The organism is Pseudomonas gingeri (assembly GCF_013386165.1).
GTDB lineage: Bacteria > Pseudomonadota > Gammaproteobacteria > Pseudomonadales > Pseudomonadaceae > Aquipseudomonas > Aquipseudomonas gingeri_C.
The window spans coordinates 396,611-415,661 of the sequence record NZ_JACAOS010000022.1 but is presented as its reverse complement, the minus strand read 5'-3'; the positions used below and the strand labels follow the sequence as shown (position 1 = coordinate 415,661).

Annotated in this window: 16 protein-coding genes; 8 read left to right on the top strand and 8 right to left on the bottom strand. The window is 62.1% G+C overall.

The genetic code is table 11. The features are described from left to right. Window positions 1–45: 45 nt before the first annotated feature. Window positions 46–813 carry a sulfite exporter TauE/SafE family protein gene (locus HX866_RS29425; protein WP_177090411.1) on the bottom strand — a complete coding sequence of 256 codons (768 nt, stop codon included), beginning with the start codon at window positions 811–813 and terminating at the stop codon, window positions 46–48. An 80-nt stretch (window positions 814–893) separates the two neighbouring features. Between HX866_RS29425 and HX866_RS29420 the strand changes: the two genes are divergently transcribed. Continuing rightward, a complete protein-coding gene (locus tag HX866_RS29420) occupies window positions 894–1,826 on the top strand; it encodes a LysR substrate-binding domain-containing protein (protein ID WP_177090413.1) in 933 nt (310 codons plus the stop codon). 39 nt (window positions 1,827–1,865) lie between these two features. After that, complete coding sequence (locus HX866_RS29415; protein ID WP_177090416.1) at window positions 1,866–2,213, top strand: cupin domain-containing protein; 348 nt, start codon at window positions 1,866–1,868, stop codon at window positions 2,211–2,213. 79 nt (window positions 2,214–2,292) lie between these two features. On the opposite strand, the gene HX866_RS29410 is transcribed toward HX866_RS29415, so the two are convergent. Continuing rightward, on the bottom strand, window positions 2,293–3,771 hold the full coding sequence (locus HX866_RS29410) for an NCS1 family nucleobase:cation symporter-1 (RefSeq protein ID WP_177090418.1): 1,479 nt from the start codon (window positions 3,769–3,771) through the stop codon (window positions 2,293–2,295). A 596-nt stretch (window positions 3,772–4,367) separates the two neighbouring features. Between HX866_RS29410 and HX866_RS29405 the strand changes: the two genes are divergently transcribed. Then, window positions 4,368–5,996 (top strand): methyl-accepting chemotaxis protein, encoded by a 1,629-nt coding sequence (locus HX866_RS29405; RefSeq protein ID WP_177140992.1) that lies wholly within the window; start codon window positions 4,368–4,370, stop codon window positions 5,994–5,996. An 18-nt stretch (window positions 5,997–6,014) separates the two neighbouring features. Here HX866_RS29405 and HX866_RS29400 read toward each other — a convergent pair whose 3' ends face one another. The 3 genes from HX866_RS29400 to HX866_RS29390 form a co-directional block, all read right to left on the bottom strand. Then, complete coding sequence (locus HX866_RS29400) at window positions 6,015–8,378, bottom strand: DNA polymerase II (RefSeq protein ID WP_177140958.1); 2,364 nt, start codon at window positions 8,376–8,378, stop codon at window positions 6,015–6,017. A gap of 197 nt (window positions 8,379–8,575) precedes the next feature. Continuing rightward, window positions 8,576–9,460: a 3-hydroxyisobutyrate dehydrogenase gene (gene mmsB / locus HX866_RS29395; RefSeq protein WP_177102795.1), complete on the bottom strand. Its 885-nt coding sequence runs from the start codon at window positions 9,458–9,460 to the stop codon at window positions 8,576–8,578. A 14-nt stretch (window positions 9,461–9,474) separates the two neighbouring features. Beyond that, window positions 9,475–10,998, bottom strand: coding sequence for a CoA-acylating methylmalonate-semialdehyde dehydrogenase (locus tag HX866_RS29390; RefSeq protein WP_177090425.1), 1,524 nt, complete (start codon window positions 10,996–10,998; stop codon window positions 9,475–9,477). A 145-nt stretch (window positions 10,999–11,143) separates the two neighbouring features. On the opposite strand from HX866_RS29390, the gene HX866_RS29385 reads away from it, so the two are divergent. Continuing rightward, on the top strand, window positions 11,144–12,091 hold the full coding sequence (locus HX866_RS29385; RefSeq protein ID WP_177140957.1) for a LysR family transcriptional regulator: 948 nt from the start codon (window positions 11,144–11,146) through the stop codon (window positions 12,089–12,091). A gap of 140 nt (window positions 12,092–12,231) precedes the next feature. Here HX866_RS29385 and HX866_RS29380 read toward each other — a convergent pair whose 3' ends face one another. The 3 genes from HX866_RS29380 to HX866_RS29370 all read right to left on the bottom strand — a co-directional run bounded on the left by HX866_RS29380 (window position 12,232) and on the right by HX866_RS29370 (window position 15,962). Beyond that, complete coding sequence (locus HX866_RS29380; protein ID WP_177140956.1) at window positions 12,232–12,516, bottom strand: hypothetical protein; 285 nt, start codon at window positions 12,514–12,516, stop codon at window positions 12,232–12,234. A gap of 364 nt (window positions 12,517–12,880) precedes the next feature. Further along, window positions 12,881–13,771, bottom strand: coding sequence for an esterase/lipase family protein (locus HX866_RS29375; protein WP_177090429.1), 891 nt, complete (start codon window positions 13,769–13,771; stop codon window positions 12,881–12,883). 121 nt (window positions 13,772–13,892) lie between these two features. Next, window positions 13,893–15,962 carry an AsmA family protein gene (locus HX866_RS29370; RefSeq protein WP_177124650.1) on the bottom strand — a complete coding sequence of 690 codons (2,070 nt, stop codon included), beginning with the start codon at window positions 15,960–15,962 and terminating at the stop codon, window positions 13,893–13,895. A 361-nt stretch (window positions 15,963–16,323) separates the two neighbouring features. Here HX866_RS29370 and HX866_RS29365 point away from each other — a divergent pair, with 361 nt between their 5' ends. From HX866_RS29365 to HX866_RS29350, 4 genes are all read left to right on the top strand, one after another. Further along, on the top strand, window positions 16,324–16,782 hold the full coding sequence (locus tag HX866_RS29365) for a hypothetical protein (RefSeq protein WP_177090433.1): 459 nt from the start codon (window positions 16,324–16,326) through the stop codon (window positions 16,780–16,782). 164 nt (window positions 16,783–16,946) lie between these two features. Beyond that, entirely contained in the window at window positions 16,947–17,579 is a 633-nt protein-coding gene (locus HX866_RS29360) for a TetR family transcriptional regulator (RefSeq protein WP_177090435.1), read from the top strand. A 299-nt stretch (window positions 17,580–17,878) separates the two neighbouring features. Then, on the top strand, window positions 17,879–18,379 hold the full coding sequence (ureE, locus tag HX866_RS29355; protein WP_177124651.1) for an urease accessory protein UreE: 501 nt from the start codon (window positions 17,879–17,881) through the stop codon (window positions 18,377–18,379). Beyond that, window positions 18,376–19,050, top strand: coding sequence for an urease accessory protein UreF (locus tag HX866_RS29350; RefSeq protein ID WP_177102806.1), 675 nt, complete (start codon window positions 18,376–18,378; stop codon window positions 19,048–19,050). Before ureE ends, HX866_RS29350 begins: the two co-directional genes overlap by 4 nt. Window position 19,051 lies beyond the last annotated feature (1 nt).

Here is a 19,051-nt window from a genome sequence, read left to right as displayed (position 1 = left end):
AAGAAGACCGGGGTTGGAGCCCTCCTCCCCGGTCACTTCAGGCCATCAACCGCCGATCAGCAGATGCCCACCCAGCAAGCCCATACCGATAAAGAACACCCGTTTGAACAACACGGCACTGACCCGCTGACGCAACCATTGCCCCAGCAACATGCCGACGATGGCGGGCACCAGGGCCAGCAATGAGGCGCCGAGAGCACCGTCGCCCAGCGCCCCACGCCAGAACAGACCGAGTGCCAGCGCCAGGGTCGAGACGGTGAACGACAGACCCAGCGCCTGCACCAGTTCATCCTTGTTCAAACCCAACGCTTGCAGGTAAGGCACGGCGGGAATCACGAACACGCCGGTGGCCGAGGTGATGATGCCCGTGACAAGCCCGCACGCCGGGCCCAACCAACGTTCCATTCGAGTGCCAACCCGCAGCGGTGGTAGCAACAGACCACTCAAGGCGTAGAGCAGCAGCGCGGCACCCAACGCCCGCACCACCCCGTGACCACCGTCCATCCCGCCCAACCACAGCGTACCGGCCCCCGTACCGAGAAAGATCGTCAGCAGCATCGGCCATAACCGTCGGAGCAGCGTCGACAGATGTCCGCCCGCCGCCAGCTGCCAGACATTGGTCAGGGTCGCCGGGATGATCAGCAGGGCCGCTGCCTGCGCCGGAAGCATAGCCAGACCGAGCAGACCCATGGCCACCGTCGGCAGCCCGAGGCCGATCACCCCCTTGACCATGCCGGCCATCAGAAAGGTGCCCAGCACCAGTAACGAAAGGCTCAGGCCGAGGGTTTGGTAAAACGCGAGGAATGTATTCATGCCCATAGACTGGACCCGGTCCGCGGGTTTGAAAATCTGTCATGCATTGAGCTAGCCTCTTGTAAAGAGAGAGGCTTAGCATGCACTTCGACCTGATCGACCTTCGGCTGTACCTGAACATCCTCGACGCGGGCAATATCACCGCCGGGGCCGCGCGCAGTCACTTGTCCCTGCCCGCCGCCAGTGCACGGATACGCGCCCTGGAAGCCTCCTTCGGCATGCCGTTTTTTCAGCGCGGTCGCCGTGGCGTCACCCCCACGCCCGCCGGCAAGGCCCTGGCCCAGCATGCCCGGCTGATGCTGCAACAGGCCGAACGGCTGCGCCAGGACCTGGCCGAGTACGCCCGTGGCGTGAAAGGCCAGGTCCGCCTGCTGGGCAACAGCGCCGCCGTCAGCGAATACCTGCCAGAACGGCTCGCCGACTTCCTGCGCACTCACCCGCATATCGACCTTGACCTGCAGGAACTGCCCAGCCAGCGCATCGTCCACGCCATCCGCCAGGGCGCGGCGGATATCGGTATTGTCTCCGACGCAGTGGATACCCAGGACTTGCAGACCCGGCCCTTTTGCGACGATCCGCTGGTGGTGGCGATCCCCCGGGACCACCCTTTGGCGCAACAAACGCACTTGCGCTTCAGCGACACCCTGCACCACGAACAGGTCGGCCTGCCCGCCGGCAGCGCCCTGGCGGCATATCTGGAAGAGCAGGCCCTGCATCTGGGCATGCGCCTGTCCCTGCGGGTGCGGGCCGACGGGTTTGACGGCGTGTTGCGTATGGTCGCCCGCGGCGCGGGCCCCGGCATCGTGCCCCAGGCGACCCTGGATCGCTGGCCGGGCAGCGCGCCCTTTATCAGCCGCCCACTGCCCGAGCCTTGGGCCCGGCGCAAGCTGCTGCTCTGCGCCCGATCATTCGAGCACCTGCCGGGCTATGGCCAGGCTTTGCTCGAAGCGTTATGCGCTCATGGGCAGGTCGATGTCGACCCTGGACAACTGCCCGGTGCCGGCGACCGCTAGGGTGCAGGCTTCCTCAAGCACCTGCGCCCGGAGTCCAGCATGTCCAATCCACCGATCACCGTTCTGCGCGACACTCACCCATTGCCGGTCCTCGATGCCTGCAAATGGGAAAAACTGGCGGGCGACCCGCACACCGTCAACCTCAACGCCTACACCAGCGAAGACGGCAGCAAGATCATGGGCACCTGGATCTGCACCCCGGGCAAATGGTACGTCGAGTACGTGAAGTGGGAGTACTGCCACTTCCAGGAAGGCTACTGCATCATCACCCCGGAAGGCCTGGCGCCGATCCACCTGCGTGCCGGCGATATCTTCGTGATCGAGCCCGGGATGAAAGGCACCTGGGAAGTGGTGGAAACCGTGCGCAAGTACTTCGTCTTCGCCTGATTCCACGACGCCGCAACTGGCCGCGGGTGAAACGACGGATGACCCTGTCCCCTCGTTTCACTCAGCCGCCATAGCCCCTCTAGACGGTTTCGCCGAGCGCGGAAACGGCCGTCCCCCGCCGATTGGCCAGCACATAGACAATCGCGCCACTGCCGGCACCGATCAGCCAGCCCCAGTCACCGACATTGAAGATCAAGCCGAAGGCGCCCAACAGTGCCAAGCCGATCGACAGGCTTCCCGAAACGATCAGCGCGAACAAGGCCTTGGTGTTCCAGCCGCCCTCGAAATACAGCGAGCCCTGAGGCGACAGCGTGTACAGATCCTCCAGCTTGATGACCTGGCGCTTCACCACGTAATAGTCGGCGACCATGATGCCGAACATCGGCCCCAGCACCGCCCCGAAGATACTCACAAAGATCGTGATCGCCTGGGGGCTCGATACGAACAGCCAAGGGCAGACCAGCACCGACAGGATCGAGGTGATCAAGCCACCCAGTCTGAAGTTGATTTTCTGCGGCGCCAGATTGGCGATGTCATAGGCCGGCGAGACAAAGTTCGCGACGATATTGATGCCCATGGTCGCAACGATGAAGGTGATCGCGCCGATGATCGAGACCAGTGGATTGTTGATTTTCTCGACAATCAGCACCGGGTCCATGATCGCCTCGCCAAACACCTTCATCGAACCGCCGGTCACAATCACCGTGATGATCGCAAAGACGATGAAGTTCACCGGCAGGCCCCAGAAGTTGCCCTTCTTCATCACCGCTTCACTCTTGGCGAACCGAGAGAAGTCGCCGAAGTTCAGCAGCAGTGCGGCGAAGTAGGCGACGATCAGCATCGCGGCGCTGGCCATCAGGCCGATCGACTCCAGCCCCGTGAAGTGTTTGTCGGAAAACTGCATCGAGAAGCTGTCCAGGCCGGTCTTCGAGATCATCCAGCCGGCCAGCGCGAACATGACCAGATAGACCACCGGGCCGCAGAAATCGATGAATTTGCGAATCGTCTCCATCCCGGCCAGGAAGATCACCAGCTGGAAGAACCACATGAAGGCGAAGCTGATCCAGCCCAGGGTGGAAAGCCCCAGCAGGCTGTTGTGGGTGAGATCCGCCGCTGAAGGCAGCACCGCAATCACCAGCACCTGCACGGCCTTGGAAGCGAAATAGGTCTGCACGCCATACCAGACGATGCCCACGACCCCACGCACTATCGCCGCGAGGTTGGCGCCCATGACGCCGAAGGACATGCGCGCGACCACCGGAAAGGGGATGCCGTACTTTTGCGATGGCCTGCCGATCAGGTTCATCAGGAAGTAGACGAGGGTGATCCCGACAATCATCGAGAGCAGCACCTGCCAGCCCTTCAGCCCGAGAAAGAACAGGCTGGCGGCAAAGGTATAGCCGCCGACCGAGTGAACGTCGGACATCCACATCGAGAACAGGCTGAATGTCCCCCAGGTACGTCCCTGCTGCGATGTGGGGGCGAGATCCTGGTTGTAGAGCTGAGCGTGGGCACCGGTGATGACAACCACCGGGACCTGATGTGCATCGATAGACATTGGGGTAACTCCCATGATTTTTCGCATTCTGATTGGCGTTATTTTGAATACATGTACGTGCGATATTGGCCACAACCGCAAACCTGATAGACACGCATCAGCAAAATACGCGCCAGAAAAATCATGAGCCGTCCTGTTCGTACGCGACGGTCCGATCTTGAAGGGGCAGTGCTGTGAGGAGGCTTTTCGATTGGCGCTACTAAACCACTGAAAATGGATACATCTGCTTGTGCAAATTGTTCATTCCCATGCTCGCTCAGCGTAGACGCTTATTTTCCGAGCAAGGCCATCGCCGTCTCTTTTGAGATTCGAAATCCCACTGAAGCCCCATTGAGGGGTCAGAGAAGGGGTCGTTTGGTAGCGCCAAGGCGCGAGACAGGTGCAGCCGTTGCGCCAATCTGGTGCCTGCAAGCGCCCGCTTGCGGCGCTGGGCCGCCCTTCGACCGAAAAACTATCGGTCTGATTAGTTAATTCAATCGCTCCCCCCTGCGGGCTGAAACATTATTGTGCCACCATCGTGACATTCAGAAAGAACCCGCCTTTTTTCCAGAAAACCCTCCCTACCCGACCCTGTTCAGGAGCCGTTCGTCATGCTGTTGAGGAACCTCAAGATCCCCGTTCGCGCTGCCCTGAGTTTCGCTGTCATCACCTTGCTGCTGGTGATCCTGGGGTTGTTCTCCCTGTCGAACATGCAGTCGATCCGTGGCCTGGCCGCGCAACTGGAAGAGCACTCCATGGCCGGCGTCATCGCCGCTGACCGACTCAACGTCGCGGGCCTGAAGCTCTTGCTGGAAAGCCGTCGCCTGATCGGCCAGACCAATTCCGCAACCAACTCCGCTGCGCATGACACCACCGTGCAGAACATTCACACCTTGCGTACCGATCTGCTCGCTCAACTGCAGAGCTACAACGCCTACATCAGCAGCGACCAGGAACGACAACTGTTCACGGTGGTCAGCGACGGCATGCAGCGTCTGGCCCGCCTGTCTGATAGCTGCATCGACCTCAGTCAGAAAGGCCAGTACCCCGAAGCGGCCGCCCTGCTGGACGAACAGGTGCCGCTGAATAAACAGATGCAGCAGGCGATCGACCAGTTGGTGCAGTTGAATATCGACGGTGCCAAACAGTCCGGCCGGGACTCCGACCAGACCTACCACAGCAGCTTCAACGTCATCGTCGCGCTGATCATCATCGCCGCCCTCGTCACCCTGGCCCTGGCCTTTTTCTTCACCCGCAGCATCGTCGAACCGCTGAAGTACGCGCTGGCGATCAACGACACCATCGCCCGTGGCGACCTGCGCAGCGAGATCGTGATCGAGGGCAAGGACGAGTTGTCGACCCTGCTCAAATCCGCCAGCACGATGCAGAACAACCTGCGCGAAACCATCCGCCTGATCGGCGACTCGTCCACGCAACTGGCCTCGGCCGCTGAAGAAATGAGCAGCGTCACCGGTGAATCCAGCCGCGGCCTGCAACGCCAGAACCAGGAGATCGAACAGGCGGCCACGGCGGTGAACCAGATGACCGTGGCTGTCGACGCCGTGGCCCGCAACGCCGCCTCGGCCTCGGATGCCGCACGCTCGTCCGGCCAGTCCAGCCAGGTCGGCTCCGACCGCGTCACCCACACCGTTGCCGCCATCGAGAAGCTCAGCGCCACCGTGCAAAGCACCAGCGGCGATGTCCAGCAACTGGCGGCACAGTCCCAGGACATCAGCCAGGTCCTGGAGGTGATCCGCACCATCGCCGAGCAGACCAACCTGTTGGCCCTCAACGCCGCCATCGAGGCCGCCCGGGCTGGAGAACAAGGCCGCGGATTTGCGGTGGTGGCCGACGAAGTGCGTGCCCTGGCCGGGCGCACACAACAATCGACAGGGGAAATTTCGCAGATCATCGAGCGCATTCGCCAGGGCACCGAGCAGGTCACCAGCGCCATGCAGGACAGCTGCCAGGAAGCCCAGGACACCTTGCGCATCGCCCACGAAGCGGGCACCGCGCTGACGGAAATCTCCACGGCCATCAACCAGATCAACGAGATGAACCTGCGTATCGCCGCCGGCTCCGAAGAGCAAGCCGAAGTGGCGCGGACCGTGGACCGCAACCTGACGAGCATTCGCGACCTGTCCGTGCACAGTGCCACCGGCGCCCAGCAGACCTCGGTGGCGAGTACCGAACTGTCGCGACTGGCGGCGGACATGCATCGGCTGGTGGCGCGCTTCAGTCTCTGAAGCCGGCACCTGGGCGGCTCAGAACAACCCGAGCTGCCCGCCGATCAGGGTACTGAAATCATCCTGCACAAAGGGCAGGATCGCGTCCGCCACCGGTTGTAGCTGCCGGCTGATGTAGTGGTCGTAGTCAATCGGCGCGCGGCGTATCTCCAGCGGCTCGGGACCGGCCAGGGTGATCACGTAGCTGATCCAGCCACCGCTCTGGTACTGCCGGGGTCGGCCCTGGGCATCGTTGTACTCATCGGCCAGGCGCGCCGCCCGCACATGGGGCGGCACGTTGCGCTGGTAGTCGCCCAACTGGCGGCGCAGACGCTTGCGGTAAACCAGGCGGTCATCCAACTCACCCGCCAGGGTCCGGCGCACATAGTCGCGCACATAGTCCTGATACGGCACCCGGTCGAAGATCCGGCGGTACAGCTCCTGCTGGAAATCCTGGGCCAGTGGCGACCAATCGCTGCGCACGGTCTCCAGCCCCTTGTAGATCATTTCCTGGGAACCATCGGCCTTGGTCACCAAGCCGGCATAACGTTTCTTGCTGCCCTCCTCGGCACCGCGAATGGTCGGCATCAGGAAGCGACTGAAATGGGTTTCGAACTGCAACTCCAGGGCGCTGTTCAACCCGAGTTCCTGTTGCAAGTGCTCGCGCCACCATTGGTTGACCTGAGCCACCAGGCTACGGCCGATCTGCGCGGCATCTTCATCGCTGTGGGCACGCTTGAGCCAGACGAAGGTGGAGTCGGTGTCGCCATAGATCACCGTGTAGCCCTGGGCTTCGATCAACTGCCGGGTCCGGCGCATGATCTCGTGGCCACGCAGGGTGATGGAGGACGCCAGGCGCGTATCGAAGAAGCGGCAGCCGCTGGAGCCAAGCACGCCGTAGAAGGCGTTCATGATGATCTTCAGGGCCTGGGACAGCGGCGCATTGTGCTCACGCTTGGCCGTCTCACGGCCCTGCCAGACACTCTCGACGATGGCCGGCAGGCAATGCCGCGTACGGGAAAAACGCGCGCCGCGAAAGCCGGCAACCGAGTCGCTGTCGTCGGGATGGCGCAGTCCTTCCACCAGCCCCACCGGGTCGATCAGGAAGGTGCGGATGATCGACGGATAAAGGCTTTTGTAATCGAGCACCAACACCGACTCGTACAAACCGGGTCGCGAGTCCATTACAAAACCGCCGGGGCTGGCTTCGGGAGTGCGCTCCCCCAGGTTCGGCGCGACGAAACCCTGGCGATGCATCAACGGCAGGTAAAGATGGGTGAAGGCCGCTACCGAACCGCCGCTGCGGTCAGTGGGCAGACCGGTGACCGTGGCGCGTTCGAGCAGGAAGGTCAGCAACTGGGTCTTGTCGAAGATCCGTGTCACCAGCTCGCAGTCCTTGAGGTTGTAGCGCGCCAGGGCGGGCTTGTCCTCGGCGAACATGCGGTCGATCTCGTCCATGCGCTGGTACGGATTGTCGATGGACTTGCCCTCGCCCAGCAGGTGCTGCGCCACGTATTCGAGGCTGAAGGAGGGAAAACTCCAGGTCGCCGAACGCAGGGCCTCGATGCCGTCGATGATCAAGCGGCCGGCGGCCGCCGCGAAGTAATGGGTGTTGCGCGCGCCGTTGTCGCGCCAGCCCATGACGTCGCCGCCACGGCCCAGGCGCAACGGCACCTTCAGGCGCTCGGCGTGTTCGTGCAGCACCCGCAGGTCGAACTGCACCAGGTTCCAGCCGATGATTGCGTCGGGGTCGTGCAGGGCCAGCCAGTCGTTCAGGGCTTCGAGCAGCTCGGCACGGGTGTCACGGTAGTCGAACTTGAAATCGACCGAAGTCGCGTCGCCGTTTGCCGGGCCCAACATGTAGACCTGACGCTCGCCGCAGCCTTCCAGGGCGATGGAGTACAGATCGCCCTGCATGGTGGTTTCTATATCCAGGGACACCAGTTTCAAGCGCGGTCGATAACCCGGCGCCGGCTTCATCTGGGTGTCGAGCAGCGGGCCGTCCGGATTGGCGGTGCCGCCGAACTGGGCCGGGGCGGTGATAAAGCGCTCCATCAGGTAGCGCTCGGGCGGACGGACATCGGCTTCATAGACATCGACGCCACCCTTGCGCAGCAGCTTCTCGATGTTCATCAGTTGCCGGTGCTGCTGGCAATACAAGCCAAGGACCGGGCGATGGTGGAAGTCGAGCAATTCCAGGGGACGTAGCTCGACCCCGCGCTCGCCGCGCAGCAAGGCTTCGGCGCGTTGGCGATGGGCGACGGGAATGAAGGCGACGGAGGGTTGCGGCGGTAGCCGGACATGCCGGGGACCGTTGTCGGTGGCCAGCCAGAACTCGACCTGCGTGCCCGCGGGGGTGTCGCGCCAGTGCCGGGTCAGGACAAAACCCTGCTGTAGATCCACCACCCACACCTCGAAAGCATTTTCAGGGGGATGATTCTACGCGCCCTGGCCCTTCAGGTGTCGTACATACCCAGAAGAACGCCACAAACCCTGTAGGAGCCAGCTTGCTGGCGATGAGGCCAGCAAGAACAACTCAAGGCCAGGGCCTCATCGCGAGCAAGCTCGCTCCTACAGGGGTTCGTGCAGGCCTCCTGGCGTCAGGGCTTGCGATACGCGTTGATAATCGCTGAGAAATCCTGGCCACCTTCCCCACGCAGGCTCATCGCCTGGTAAAGCTGTTGCGCCACGGCCCCCAGCACCACCGGCTGATGCGCCTGGCGAGCCGCTTCGGTCGCCAGCCCGAGGTCCTTCAGCATCAGCTCGGCACCGAAACCGCCGGTATAACCCCGTGACGCCGGCGCCGTGTCGACGATCCCCGGCCACGGATTATAGCTCTCCGAACTCCAGCAACGCCCGGTGGAACTGTTGATCACCCCGGCCAGCACCTGGGTGTCGATCCCCAGCGCCGCGCCGAGGGCCATCGCCTCACTGACGCCGACCATGGAAATCCCCAGCAGCAGGTTGTTGCAGATCTTGGCGATCTGCCCGGTGCCCACTTCGCCGCAATGGACGATATTGCGGCCCATCTGCGCCAGTACCGGCTGCAGAGTGGTGAACAGTTCTGCCGAAGCCCCGACCATAAAGGTCAGGGTCCCGGCCGCCGCACCGCCGGTACCGCCGGACACTGGCGCATCGGCCATGGCCACGCCCTGCTTGGCCGCCGCCGCCGCAACGTCCTTGGCGGTCTGCGGATCGATGGTGCTGCAATCCACCGCCGGCACGCCCCGGCCGATCCCGGCCAGCACGCCCTCTTCACCCAGCCAGACGCTACGCACATGCGCCGCCGCCGGCAGCATGGTGATCACCAGTTCGCTGCCCTGGGCCGCGACTTTCGGCGATTCGCTGATCGTCCCGCCGAGGGCTGCCAGTTCTTCCAATACGCTCTTGTTCAGGTCAAACAGGTTCAGGCTATGCCCGGCCTTGATCAGGTTGCGCGCCATCGGCGCGCCCATGTTGCCCAAGCCGATAAATGCAATCTTCATGGCAGATTCCTCGCTCAGCGCAGATTGATGGTGGTGTTCACACCATGGTTGACACTGTCATCGTCGAACCAGCGACTGGTGACGGTCTTGGTCTGAGTGTAGAACTGCACCACCTGCTTGCCGTACGGACCGAGATCGCCGAGCTTGGAACCGCGCGAACCGGTGAAGCTGAAGAACGGTACCGGCACCGGAATCGGGATATTGATGCCGACCTGGCCGACGTCGATCTCGCTCTGGAACTTGCGCGCCGAGGCGCCGCTCTGGGTGAACAGACCGGTGCCGTTGCCGAACGGGTTGGCGTTGACCAGGGCAATCGCTTCATCGAGGGTGTCGACTTCCAGCACCACCAGCACCGGGCCGAAGATTTCCTGGGTGTAGATCTGCATCTCGGTGGTCACCCCGGAGAACAGAGTCGGACCGACGAAGTTGCCGTGTTCGAAGCCCGGCACCGTGATGTCGCGACCGTCCAGCTCCAGCTTGGCGCCTTCCTTGATACCGCTTTCGATCAGGCCCAGCACGCGCTCTTTCGCCCGTTTGGAAATCAGCGGACCGACATCCGTGCCCGGCTCGCTGCCGGCATTGACCTTGAGTTTCAGCGCCAGGGCCTTGAGGTCCGGCAGCCATTGTTTCGCCGCGCCCACCAACACCACCACCGAGGTGGCCATGCAACGCTGGCCCGCCGCACCGAAACCGGCACCGACCAGGGCATTGAGGGTCTGTTCGCGATTGGCATCAGGCAGCACCACCGCGTGGTTCTTCGCGCCCATCATCGACTGCACGCGCTTGCCGTGACGGCCGGCGAGGTCGTAGACATGGGTGCCGACGGCGGTCGAACCGACGAAGGAAACGGCCTTGATGTCCTTGTGGGTGCACAGTGCATCGACCACGTCCTTGCCCCCGTGCACCACGTTCAGCACACCCGGCGGCACACCGGCTTCCAGCGCCAGTTCCACCAGCAACAGCGTCGACAGCGGGTCCTGCTCGGACGGTTTGAGGACGAAGGTATTACCGCAGGCAATCGCCATCGGGAACATCCACAGCGGAATCATCGCCGGGAAGTTGAAGGGGGTGATCCCGGCGCAGACACCAATGGGCTGGCGCAGGGTATAGGTGTCGACACCACCGGCGACGTTCTCGGCGAACTCGCCCATTTGCAGGGTGCCAATGGAGCAGGCGTGCTCCACCACTTCCAGGCCGCGGAAGATATCGCCTTCGGCGTCGGCAATGGTCTTGCCCTGCTCGGCGCTGAGGACCACGGCGATGCGTTTGGAGTGTTCGCGGATCAGCGCTTGCAGCTTGAGCATGATGCGCATGCGCGCGCCAATCGGGGTCAGCTTCCAGGTCTGGAAGGCGCGGTGCGCGGCGTCGATGGCGGCGTTGACTTCAGCGGCGGTGGCGAACGGGACTTTGGCCAGGACTTCCTGGGTCGCCGGGTTGACGATGTCGTGCCATTCGCTGGTCTGGGATTCGACCCACTCGCCATTGATCAACAGCTTGGCGGTCTTGAGGGTGGTGTCGGACTTGAGAGAAACGTTCATTGAAGTCTCCTGAATTATTGTAGGGGCGAATCCTGGACGGGCGGTCCGAGGCGGGCGAGGCAGCGCCCGAGCATGGTGACTGGACTGTTTTTGGAGTATAGATGTGCGTTCTTCTAATAAGAATGCACATAAAAACCGGACCAACATGCAAAAAAACATCACGTCTTTGGGTTCATTGAACTGGGACGACCTGAAGTTTTTCCTCGAGGTCGCCCGTACCCGCAAGGCCAGCAGCGCCGCCAAGCGCCTGGCGGTGGACTACACCACGGTGTCGCGACGGATCAGCTCGCTGGAGGGTGCATTGGGCACCTTGTTGTTCGAGAAGTCGCGGACCAATGGCTTTGTGCTGACGGCCGAAGGCCAGCGCCTGCTGGGGTATGCGGAGTCCATCGAAAGCACCTTGCACATGGCCTGCGAGCAGGTCTCGGGGTCGGGCGTGGCGCTGTCGGGGCATGTGCGCATGGGCTGCACGGAAGGTTTCGGGAGCTTTTTCATCACGCCGCAGTTGAGTCATTTCGTCGACGCCTACCCGGCGATTTCCGTCGATATCCTGCCGTTGCCACACTTCATCAGCTTGTCCAAGCGCGAGGCGGATATCGTTATTGCGCTGGAGCGCCCGGAGCATGGGCCGTATGTGTGCTGCAAGCTGTGTGACTACCGCTTGCAGTTGTATGCGACCCAGGAATATCTGGACCAGCATCCACCGATCCGACGCGCCAGCGATTTGGGGCGGCATCGGTTTGTCAGCTATGTCGATGACCTGGCGTTCAGCAATGAGCTGCTGTACCTGGCCAATGCCCTGCCGAATGCCACGGCGAATTTGCGCAGCACCAGCGTGATTGCCCAGTTTGTGGCAGCGCAGCAGGGTCGGGCGCTGGCGATCCTGCCGTGTTTCCTGGCGGCCCAGGACCCGAGGTTGCTGCCGGTGCTGGCGGATGAAGTGAATATCACCCGGCAGTTCTGGATGTATTGCCGGGAGGATCTGCGCAAGTTGAAGCGCATTACCTTGTTGTGGGATTACATCCGTGAGGTGACGGAACATAATCAGGCGCTGTTGATGGGGGAAACGCGGAGCATGGTTTTCCACGACTGAGACTGGGCGCGATGACCTGTAGGAGCGAGCTTGCTCGCGATGAGGCCCTTGAGGCTTGCATTGCTTCTGAGGCCGTCATCGCGAGCAAGCTCGCTCCTACAGGGGTCTTGTGGTGCGTCAGCTCCAGCTGTTTTGTCCCATCAAGCCGGCAAGGCGCTTGGCTGACGATCCGTAAACCGCCCCTGCATCGCATCCAATGCATCGCAGCCATCTTGCAACAACAAGTAAGCACCTGCGGCGAAGTGCTGGAGATCGCGGTCGCAGGTATTGCCGATGCTCATGCACGTCAGGCTTTGGCTCAGGTCGCGAGCGGCCTTGAGGCGCTGTATGGCGAACTCGTAGAGGTCTCGCACCGGGACATCGAGCCTGAGGTAGAGCACGGGGGTTTGGGTGAGGTTGCTTTGCAGCGGGTGGAAATTGGTCATGGTGTAACTCCGTAATAGTCATAGAGTCACCAGCATCTGCGGCTAAACAAACGAGGGTGGCAGCTGTACGCGGGTTAGCCGACCGAGACTATTACGAAACTCGGCACACCCGTAGGTGTCCCACGCACAGCCGCCATAGCAAAAAAACAGGCAGCAAAAAGCGCCGACATGATAAGGCGCTTCTGCGTTTCGTAACAGTTTCGATCGGCTAAGACCGGTCACCGATTCGTCGATGACCACCGAACTATAGTCCAGTGAATCGCCGAATAGCTGCCGCTTTTACACCCTGAAATACGTGCCAGTACTGCTGCCAGCGATGGCATTTTCACTCTCTGTGACCAGGCTTTCCGCCTTGCACAAGCCTTCAAACACCGGCCAACTTCAACCGCCGAGCATGCTCCACAAACAACCGGATCGGCTCCGCGCCCTTGCCCACCAGCCCCAGCGACTGGTTGACGATATCGAAGTGATCCAGCGGATAGTCATCGCCGATCACCGTGCCCAGATGCGAGCTGTAGCGGCCGACCATGCCATCGCACTGCCCGGCCTCGCGCACGAAGGTTTTGGCGAACAGCCGGCAACTGCGGTTGGTGCCATCGAACAGATTGCGCCCGCGATCCGTGATACCCGGCTGCAAGGTGCCGGACCAGGAGTAGTAACGCACCCCATTCACCAGCTCATCGCCCTGCCCGCCCCAGCTCTGCGGCAATCCTTGCGGGTATTGCCGATTGAACAGCTCGACGCCTTCGCGGGTCAGCGACTGGTGTGAAGCCGGCAAGTCCATGGGCAGGCGCAGCCCGTGATGACCGGTGTCCAGCCAGCCCATCACGCGCGCCACGACACAAAGCACCAGGCTGAGCAGACGCGCACGCAGCCCCTCGCGGGGGTAGTGTTTGTCGAAATAGTCCGCCAGCTCCGAGCCATGATTGGGGCCGGCGACCGAGGTCACCGAGGCCACCCACTCCGGCCGTTTCGCCGCCGCATAACGGGCGGTCAGCGCGCCCTGGCTATGGCCGATCAGGTTGACCTTGTCGGCGCCGGTGTCGCGGCGGATCTGCTCGATCCGCGCCAGCAATTGTTCACCGCGCACTTCACTGGAATGCAACGGCGAAACCGCCACCGGAAACACCTGCGCGCCACCGCGCCGCAACGCCGGGACAATCCCGTACCAGTAGGGGAAAAACACCAGGCGGACAAAACCGAGCATGCCCGGCACCAGCACCAGCGGATAACGTGTGGCAAGTTCTTGCGACATTCCGTGAGCGTCCCTGAAGATCAAGCACTAAAGCCTGGCTGCACTGCGAAACTCAAAGCATCGGCATTGAAGATGACAAATACAGGGTGGCGAACGGGCCTGGAACTACCAGGCCGTATCTTCAGCCCTTCACCGTCTTCGGCGCCTTGCCCGCCCGCATCTGTTCCAACAGCGGCGCGCATTGGTTCGGTTCATCGCCGCTCGGGGCCACCAGCGCCAGCAGCCCCGCCGCCGGCCCGGCGATCACACCCAGGGCCAGCATGCCCGCGCCGCGCAACATCAACGGCACCGCCTGCACACCCGCATCCGGCTTGATGAACTTGCCCCGGACATACAAGGGCGAGCGCAACGACAACAGGCGGAAGCCCTTGGACTCCGGAGTGACCTTCAAATCCAACTGCTCATTGGCAAAGTTGGCCGTGCCATCGATGTAGATGATCGCGTTCTCGGTATCGAAGACAAACAGCCGGGTGGTCGCCAGACCGCTCTTGATCCCCAGGTCCGCCGCCGCGCAGTTGATCTTCACTTCCTTGTCGCCAAAGATTTTCCCGACCACGTAGTTACCCACGTTGAGTCCGGCGATCTCCATCAGCCCACGGCTGATGGCACCATCGTTGACCAGCATCTTCAGGTCGCCATTGGAGGTGCCGAGCAACTTCGCCACCGAGTTGCCGGTGCCGGCGATATCCGCATCGCCATTGAGTTCACCGAAGCTGGTCTTCATCGGCTCGAAGGTCGGGAACAGTTGCTTGAGTTTGAAGTTGCGCGCCGTCAGTTTGGCCCGGCCCTGCATCGGCGTGGTGCGGCCATTGAGACGGATCTGCGCGTCGAGCTTGCCACCCGCCACGCCGAAACGCAGGGGCTCGAGGCTCAACTCGCCGTCGGTGAGCATCAGGTGGGTATACAGGTCGGTGAACGGCAACTCACTGCTGTGGACGATGCGCTTGCCGGTGAATTCGACGTCGGCGTCCATGTCGCGCCAACGCTCGGTACGAAACTCTTCCACCGGCAGCACCCTGTCCGCCGGCTGCTTGCTTTCGCCGCCACGGGCCTTCTGCTTGGCGTTGGAGTCGGCGCCGATCAGCGGCGCCAGGTCGGTCATCAACAGTTGATTGGAGACCAGGGTGCCGCTGAGTTTGGGCCGCGGCTGGCTCGCCAGATAAACCAGGCTGCCATGAATATCGCTGGTGCCGATCTTGCCGTTGAAGTTCTCGTAGGTGAACGCAGCGCCTGCTGGATCGCGCAGCTTGGCGATCAGATGGCCATCGGTCTCATACGCCGGTGAATCCGGCAGGGTGACGCCGGTCAGCGGGTACAGGTTACCCAGGCTGGCTCCCGACAGCGTCAGGCGCAGGTCGAGGGCGCCGAGATTGCGCGGATCGGTCAGGGTCCCGGCGACGGCGATACGGGTGTCGGCGATCTTCACATCCGCCTGGACCGGGAAAGGCTTGGCCGCGTCCTGCAAGGCCAGCAGGCCGCCGATCTTGCCACTGCCGGCGAGGTTCTGGCCGTGGTACTGACCTTTTACTTTCAACGCAAAAGCATAGTCCTGGGGAGCCGCGCCCTTCTCCAAAGCCTTCTTCGCCGCCTTGTCGCCGACGATATCGCCAAACGGAATCGATTTGCCCAAGGGATCGATCACCAGGTCCAGATGCGCTTTCAGGCTCTGGTCGTCGAAGGTCACGTGGCCCTTGTCAAAACCGATGGCACCGATATCCACCACCCAGCTGGACGGTTCAGCCTTCGGGTCCGTGGGGTCGAACTGAAAGGTCCAGCTGGCACGGCCATCGGCCAGGCGTTCGAGGTTGGCATTGGGCTCGGTCAGGTCGATGCGCGGGATGACCACCTGCTGCGCCAGCAACGGCAGCGGCGAAAGGCGCAACTCGACCCGCTTGAGCGTGACCATCTGCGGGTTCTTCGACCAGTCGGGATTGCCCAGGGTCAGGTCCTCGGCGATCAAGTGCGGCCAGGGCACCCACGCCCGCCAGCCGCCTTCGTCGGCTTCACGCTGCCAACGCACGCTCAGGTCACCATTGATGGCGAAGGGGCGATGGAGGATGGCCGAGACCTTGGCATTGATCGGCGGCTTGACCCGGTTCCAATCGAACAAGGCGATGACGGCAACCAGCACGGCCAGCAGAAGGACAAGGCTGGCGCCGGTCCAGGCAAGAATCTTTCGAGTGCGCGTCATTGCACAGGGCTCCTATAACGGCTGAGCGTCCAAAGTTCGACGCATTATGCCTTTACGACCGGCAAACGCCCGACAAGGTTTAACGCCAAAAACCATTAATCGACAAAGGCCGGGAACGAACGGTCCTGACCAATCCGCCAGCTTTTCGTTCACTGCATGCCCCCATGTGGCGCGGCAGTGAGTCGAAAATACCCAACACAGGGCAAAGGTAACGCGCTGCAAGCCCCGGTCTAGAGGGGTTTGGGTAGAACAATCAATTCCGTTGATTATTACCATTGTGCTTATGAACTTTTATATCGATTTTGCAAGAGTAGCATTAGCTCTGTACCCACTTTATCGCCCTCCTACGGAGCACCCAATCATGAAACGCCAATTGATCCTCAGCCTCACCCTTGCCGTCCTCGCCGCCAACGCCTACGCGTTGCCAGCCCGTGAAGAGGCGGCTCCACAGGCTCAAGCCAGCCATGCAGCCGTTAGCCAAGTGTTGAATACCCTGGCTTCCGATGGTTCCGAACACACCACCTTCAACAAGAAGGAAGACAACCTGAGCGAAGGCGGTTCTGATCGCACTCAACTGGGTCGAGCCCTGGCTTCCGACGGTTCCGAACACACCACCTTCAACAAGAAGGAAGATAACCTCAGCGAAGGCGGCTCTGATCGCACTCAACTGGGTCGAGCCCTGGCCGCCGATGGCTCCAGCAAGACCGCTATCGGTAAAAATGACGAACTCGCCGAAGGTGGCCGTGCTCGCCTGGAAGAGAAAGGCCTGGTCCAAGACGGCGGTGACCGCGTGATCGAACGCAACGGCAGCCTGAGTTAAGGCCTTGCTGGCCTGGAACAAAGCCCGATCCCCTGGATCGGGCTTTGACATTTCAGGGCCCTGAATATTCGAAACGCCCGCGATTACCCCTTCTCTTGGTTCGACGCCGGCAAAGCTGATTTGCTAGAGTGCGCCGCTCTCTTCATCCAGAAAATACCCTTGCGATGCTGCCCCGCGCCGAACAGAAACAACAGACTCGACACGCGCTCATGGACGCTGCCCGGCACCTGATGGAATCCGGCCGTGGCTTCGGCAGCCTGAGCCTGCGGGAAGTGGCGAAGACCGCCGGGATCGTGCCCACCGGCTTCTATCGGCATTTCGATGATATGGACCAGCTCGGCCTGGCCCTGGTACGCGAAGTCGGCCAGACCTTCCGCGAAACCATCCGGCTGGTGCGCCACAACGAGTTCGTCATGGGCGGCATCATCGATGCGTCGGTGCGGATCTTTCTCGATGTGGTAGCAGCCAATCGCTCGCAGTTCCTGTTTCTCGCCCGTGAGCAATACGGCGGCTCGCTGCCGGTGCGCCAGGCCATTGGAGCACTGCGGGAAAACATCAGCGCGGACCTGGCGACCGACCTGTGCCTGATGCCCAAGCTCGACCATCTGGAACAGGCCGGACTGACGGTGATGGCCGACCTGATCGTCAAAAGCGTGTTCGCCACCCTGCCGGACATCATCGACCCGCCCTCCGATCCTCTGCCGGATCACCTCACGCCCCAGGCCAAGATCACCCAGCAACTGCGCTTCATCTTTATCGGGTTGAAGCATTGGCAAGGGCTGGGTAGCACCGAATAGTTGGGACGGGTGCCCTGCACCCAGCCAGAATTCAATGCATCCCGGGTGACGGCTGCCTACGCGATGTTGCAGACGCTTCACCGCCCCTTGTAGGAGCCAGCTTGCTGGCGATAGAACCCGAAAAGCACCACAAAAGCGCGCCAATACCACTTGCGCACCATCTTGAAACATCTAGAAACATGGCTACGCTCCCTTTTCAGGCACCAAGTGCTTTCTGACGGGGCTTTCCTACGACGTTGCAGGCGATTGGCAAGCCCCTTGCTCTAGCTCAACCATCGCTCATTGCCGGAAGCCTCCTGATGTTGGTGATTCATCGCAGAATCGAACCGCAATCCACCTGGGCCGCCGAACTGCACCTGAACTTCGAGGCCCGCAGCAAAAGTCGCCTGCGCTGTTTCAGTGCCGACGGTGAAGATGTAGGACTATTCCTTGAGCGTGGTCAGCCGCCGCTGTACGACGGTGAATACCTGGAAGCCGAAGACGGCCGTATCGTGCGGGTCTGCGCACGCCCCGAACAACTGCTGCACGTGACCTGCCGCAATGCCTTCGAACTGACCCGCGCGGCCTATCACCTGGGCAACCGCCATGTCGCCCTGCAGGTTGGCGATGGCTGGCTGCGGTTGCTCGACGACTACGTGCTCAAGGCCATGCTCGAACAGCTCGGCGCCAACACCGAAACCCTCGAGGCGCCGTTCCAGCCGGAGCATGGTGCCTATGGCGGCGGCCATCACCATTCCCGTCACGGCGACGAAGACTTCAACTATCCGCCGCGCCTGCACCAGTTCGGTGTGCGCCTATGAATCCGGCCTGGGCGCTGTTGCGCCTGGCCAGCCCGCAATTACCCATCGGCGGCTACAGCTATTCCCAGGGCCTGGAAATGGCCGTGGAACAGAGCCGGGTCAAGGATTCCGCTAGCGCCCGGCGCTGGATCGCCGATCAATTGCTGCTCAACCTGGCTCGCTTCGAAGCGCCGCTACTGCTCGCCCATTGTCAGGCGGCGGCGGATGAGCACTGGGGCGAGCTCAAACAACTTGCTGAAGAACACCGCGCCAGCCGCGAAACCCGCGAGCTGCACCAGGAAAGCCGACAGATGGGCTACTCGCTGCAGCAATTGCTGACGGGGCTGCCAGAACTGGATGACGCCGCCCGGGCGTTCCTCGCGCAACAACCCGAACCCCATCTGGCCCTGGGCTGGGCGCTGGCCGCCCGCGCCTGGCAAATCAGTCCCCAGGACGCCCTCGCCGCCTGGCTCTGGAGCTGGCTGGAAAACCAACTGGCTGTGCTGATGAAAACCCTGCCGCTGGGCCAGCAAGCCGCCCAGCGCCTGACCAGCCAATTGCTGCCCCTGCTGCAACAGGCCCAGCAAGCGGCCACGACCCAAGACTTTCAATCCATCGGCAGCGCCGCCTTCGGCCTGTCCCTGGCGTGCATGGCCCATGAGCGCCAGTACAGCCGCCTGTTTCGTTCCTAGG

Excerpts from the sequence above, each read along its gene's own strand:
- mmsB (WP_177102795.1), bottom strand. The coding sequence starts at position 9,460 with ATGAAGATTGCATTTATCGGCTTGGGCAACATGGGCGCGCCGATGGCG.
- HX866_RS29360 (WP_177090435.1), top strand. The coding sequence starts at position 16,947 with ATGCTGCCCCGCGCCGAACAGAAACAACAGACTCGACACGCGCTCATG.
- HX866_RS29370 (WP_177124650.1), bottom strand. The coding sequence starts at position 15,962 with ATGACGCGCACTCGAAAGATTCTTGCCTGGACCGGCGCCAGCCTTGTC.
- HX866_RS29415 (WP_177090416.1), top strand. The coding sequence starts at position 1,866 with ATGTCCAATCCACCGATCACCGTTCTGCGCGACACTCACCCATTGCCG.
- HX866_RS29350 (WP_177102806.1), top strand. The coding sequence starts at position 18,376 with ATGAATCCGGCCTGGGCGCTGTTGCGCCTGGCCAGCCCGCAATTACCC.
- HX866_RS29365 (WP_177090433.1), top strand. The coding sequence starts at position 16,324 with ATGAAACGCCAATTGATCCTCAGCCTCACCCTTGCCGTCCTCGCCGCC.
- HX866_RS29425 (WP_177090411.1), bottom strand. The coding sequence starts at position 813 with ATGAATACATTCCTCGCGTTTTACCAAACCCTCGGCCTGAGCCTTTCG.
- HX866_RS29380 (WP_177140956.1), bottom strand. The coding sequence starts at position 12,516 with ATGACCAATTTCCACCCGCTGCAAAGCAACCTCACCCAAACCCCCGTG.
- HX866_RS29410 (WP_177090418.1), bottom strand. The coding sequence starts at position 3,771 with ATGTCTATCGATGCACATCAGGTCCCGGTGGTTGTCATCACCGGTGCC.
- HX866_RS29385 (WP_177140957.1), top strand. The coding sequence starts at position 11,144 with ATGCAAAAAAACATCACGTCTTTGGGTTCATTGAACTGGGACGACCTG.
- HX866_RS29420 (WP_177090413.1), top strand. The coding sequence starts at position 894 with ATGCACTTCGACCTGATCGACCTTCGGCTGTACCTGAACATCCTCGAC.
- HX866_RS29390 (WP_177090425.1), bottom strand. The coding sequence starts at position 10,998 with ATGAACGTTTCTCTCAAGTCCGACACCACCCTCAAGACCGCCAAGCTG.
- ureE (WP_177124651.1), top strand. The coding sequence starts at position 17,879 with ATGTTGGTGATTCATCGCAGAATCGAACCGCAATCCACCTGGGCCGCC.
- HX866_RS29375 (WP_177090429.1), bottom strand. The coding sequence starts at position 13,771 with ATGTCGCAAGAACTTGCCACACGTTATCCGCTGGTGCTGGTGCCGGGC.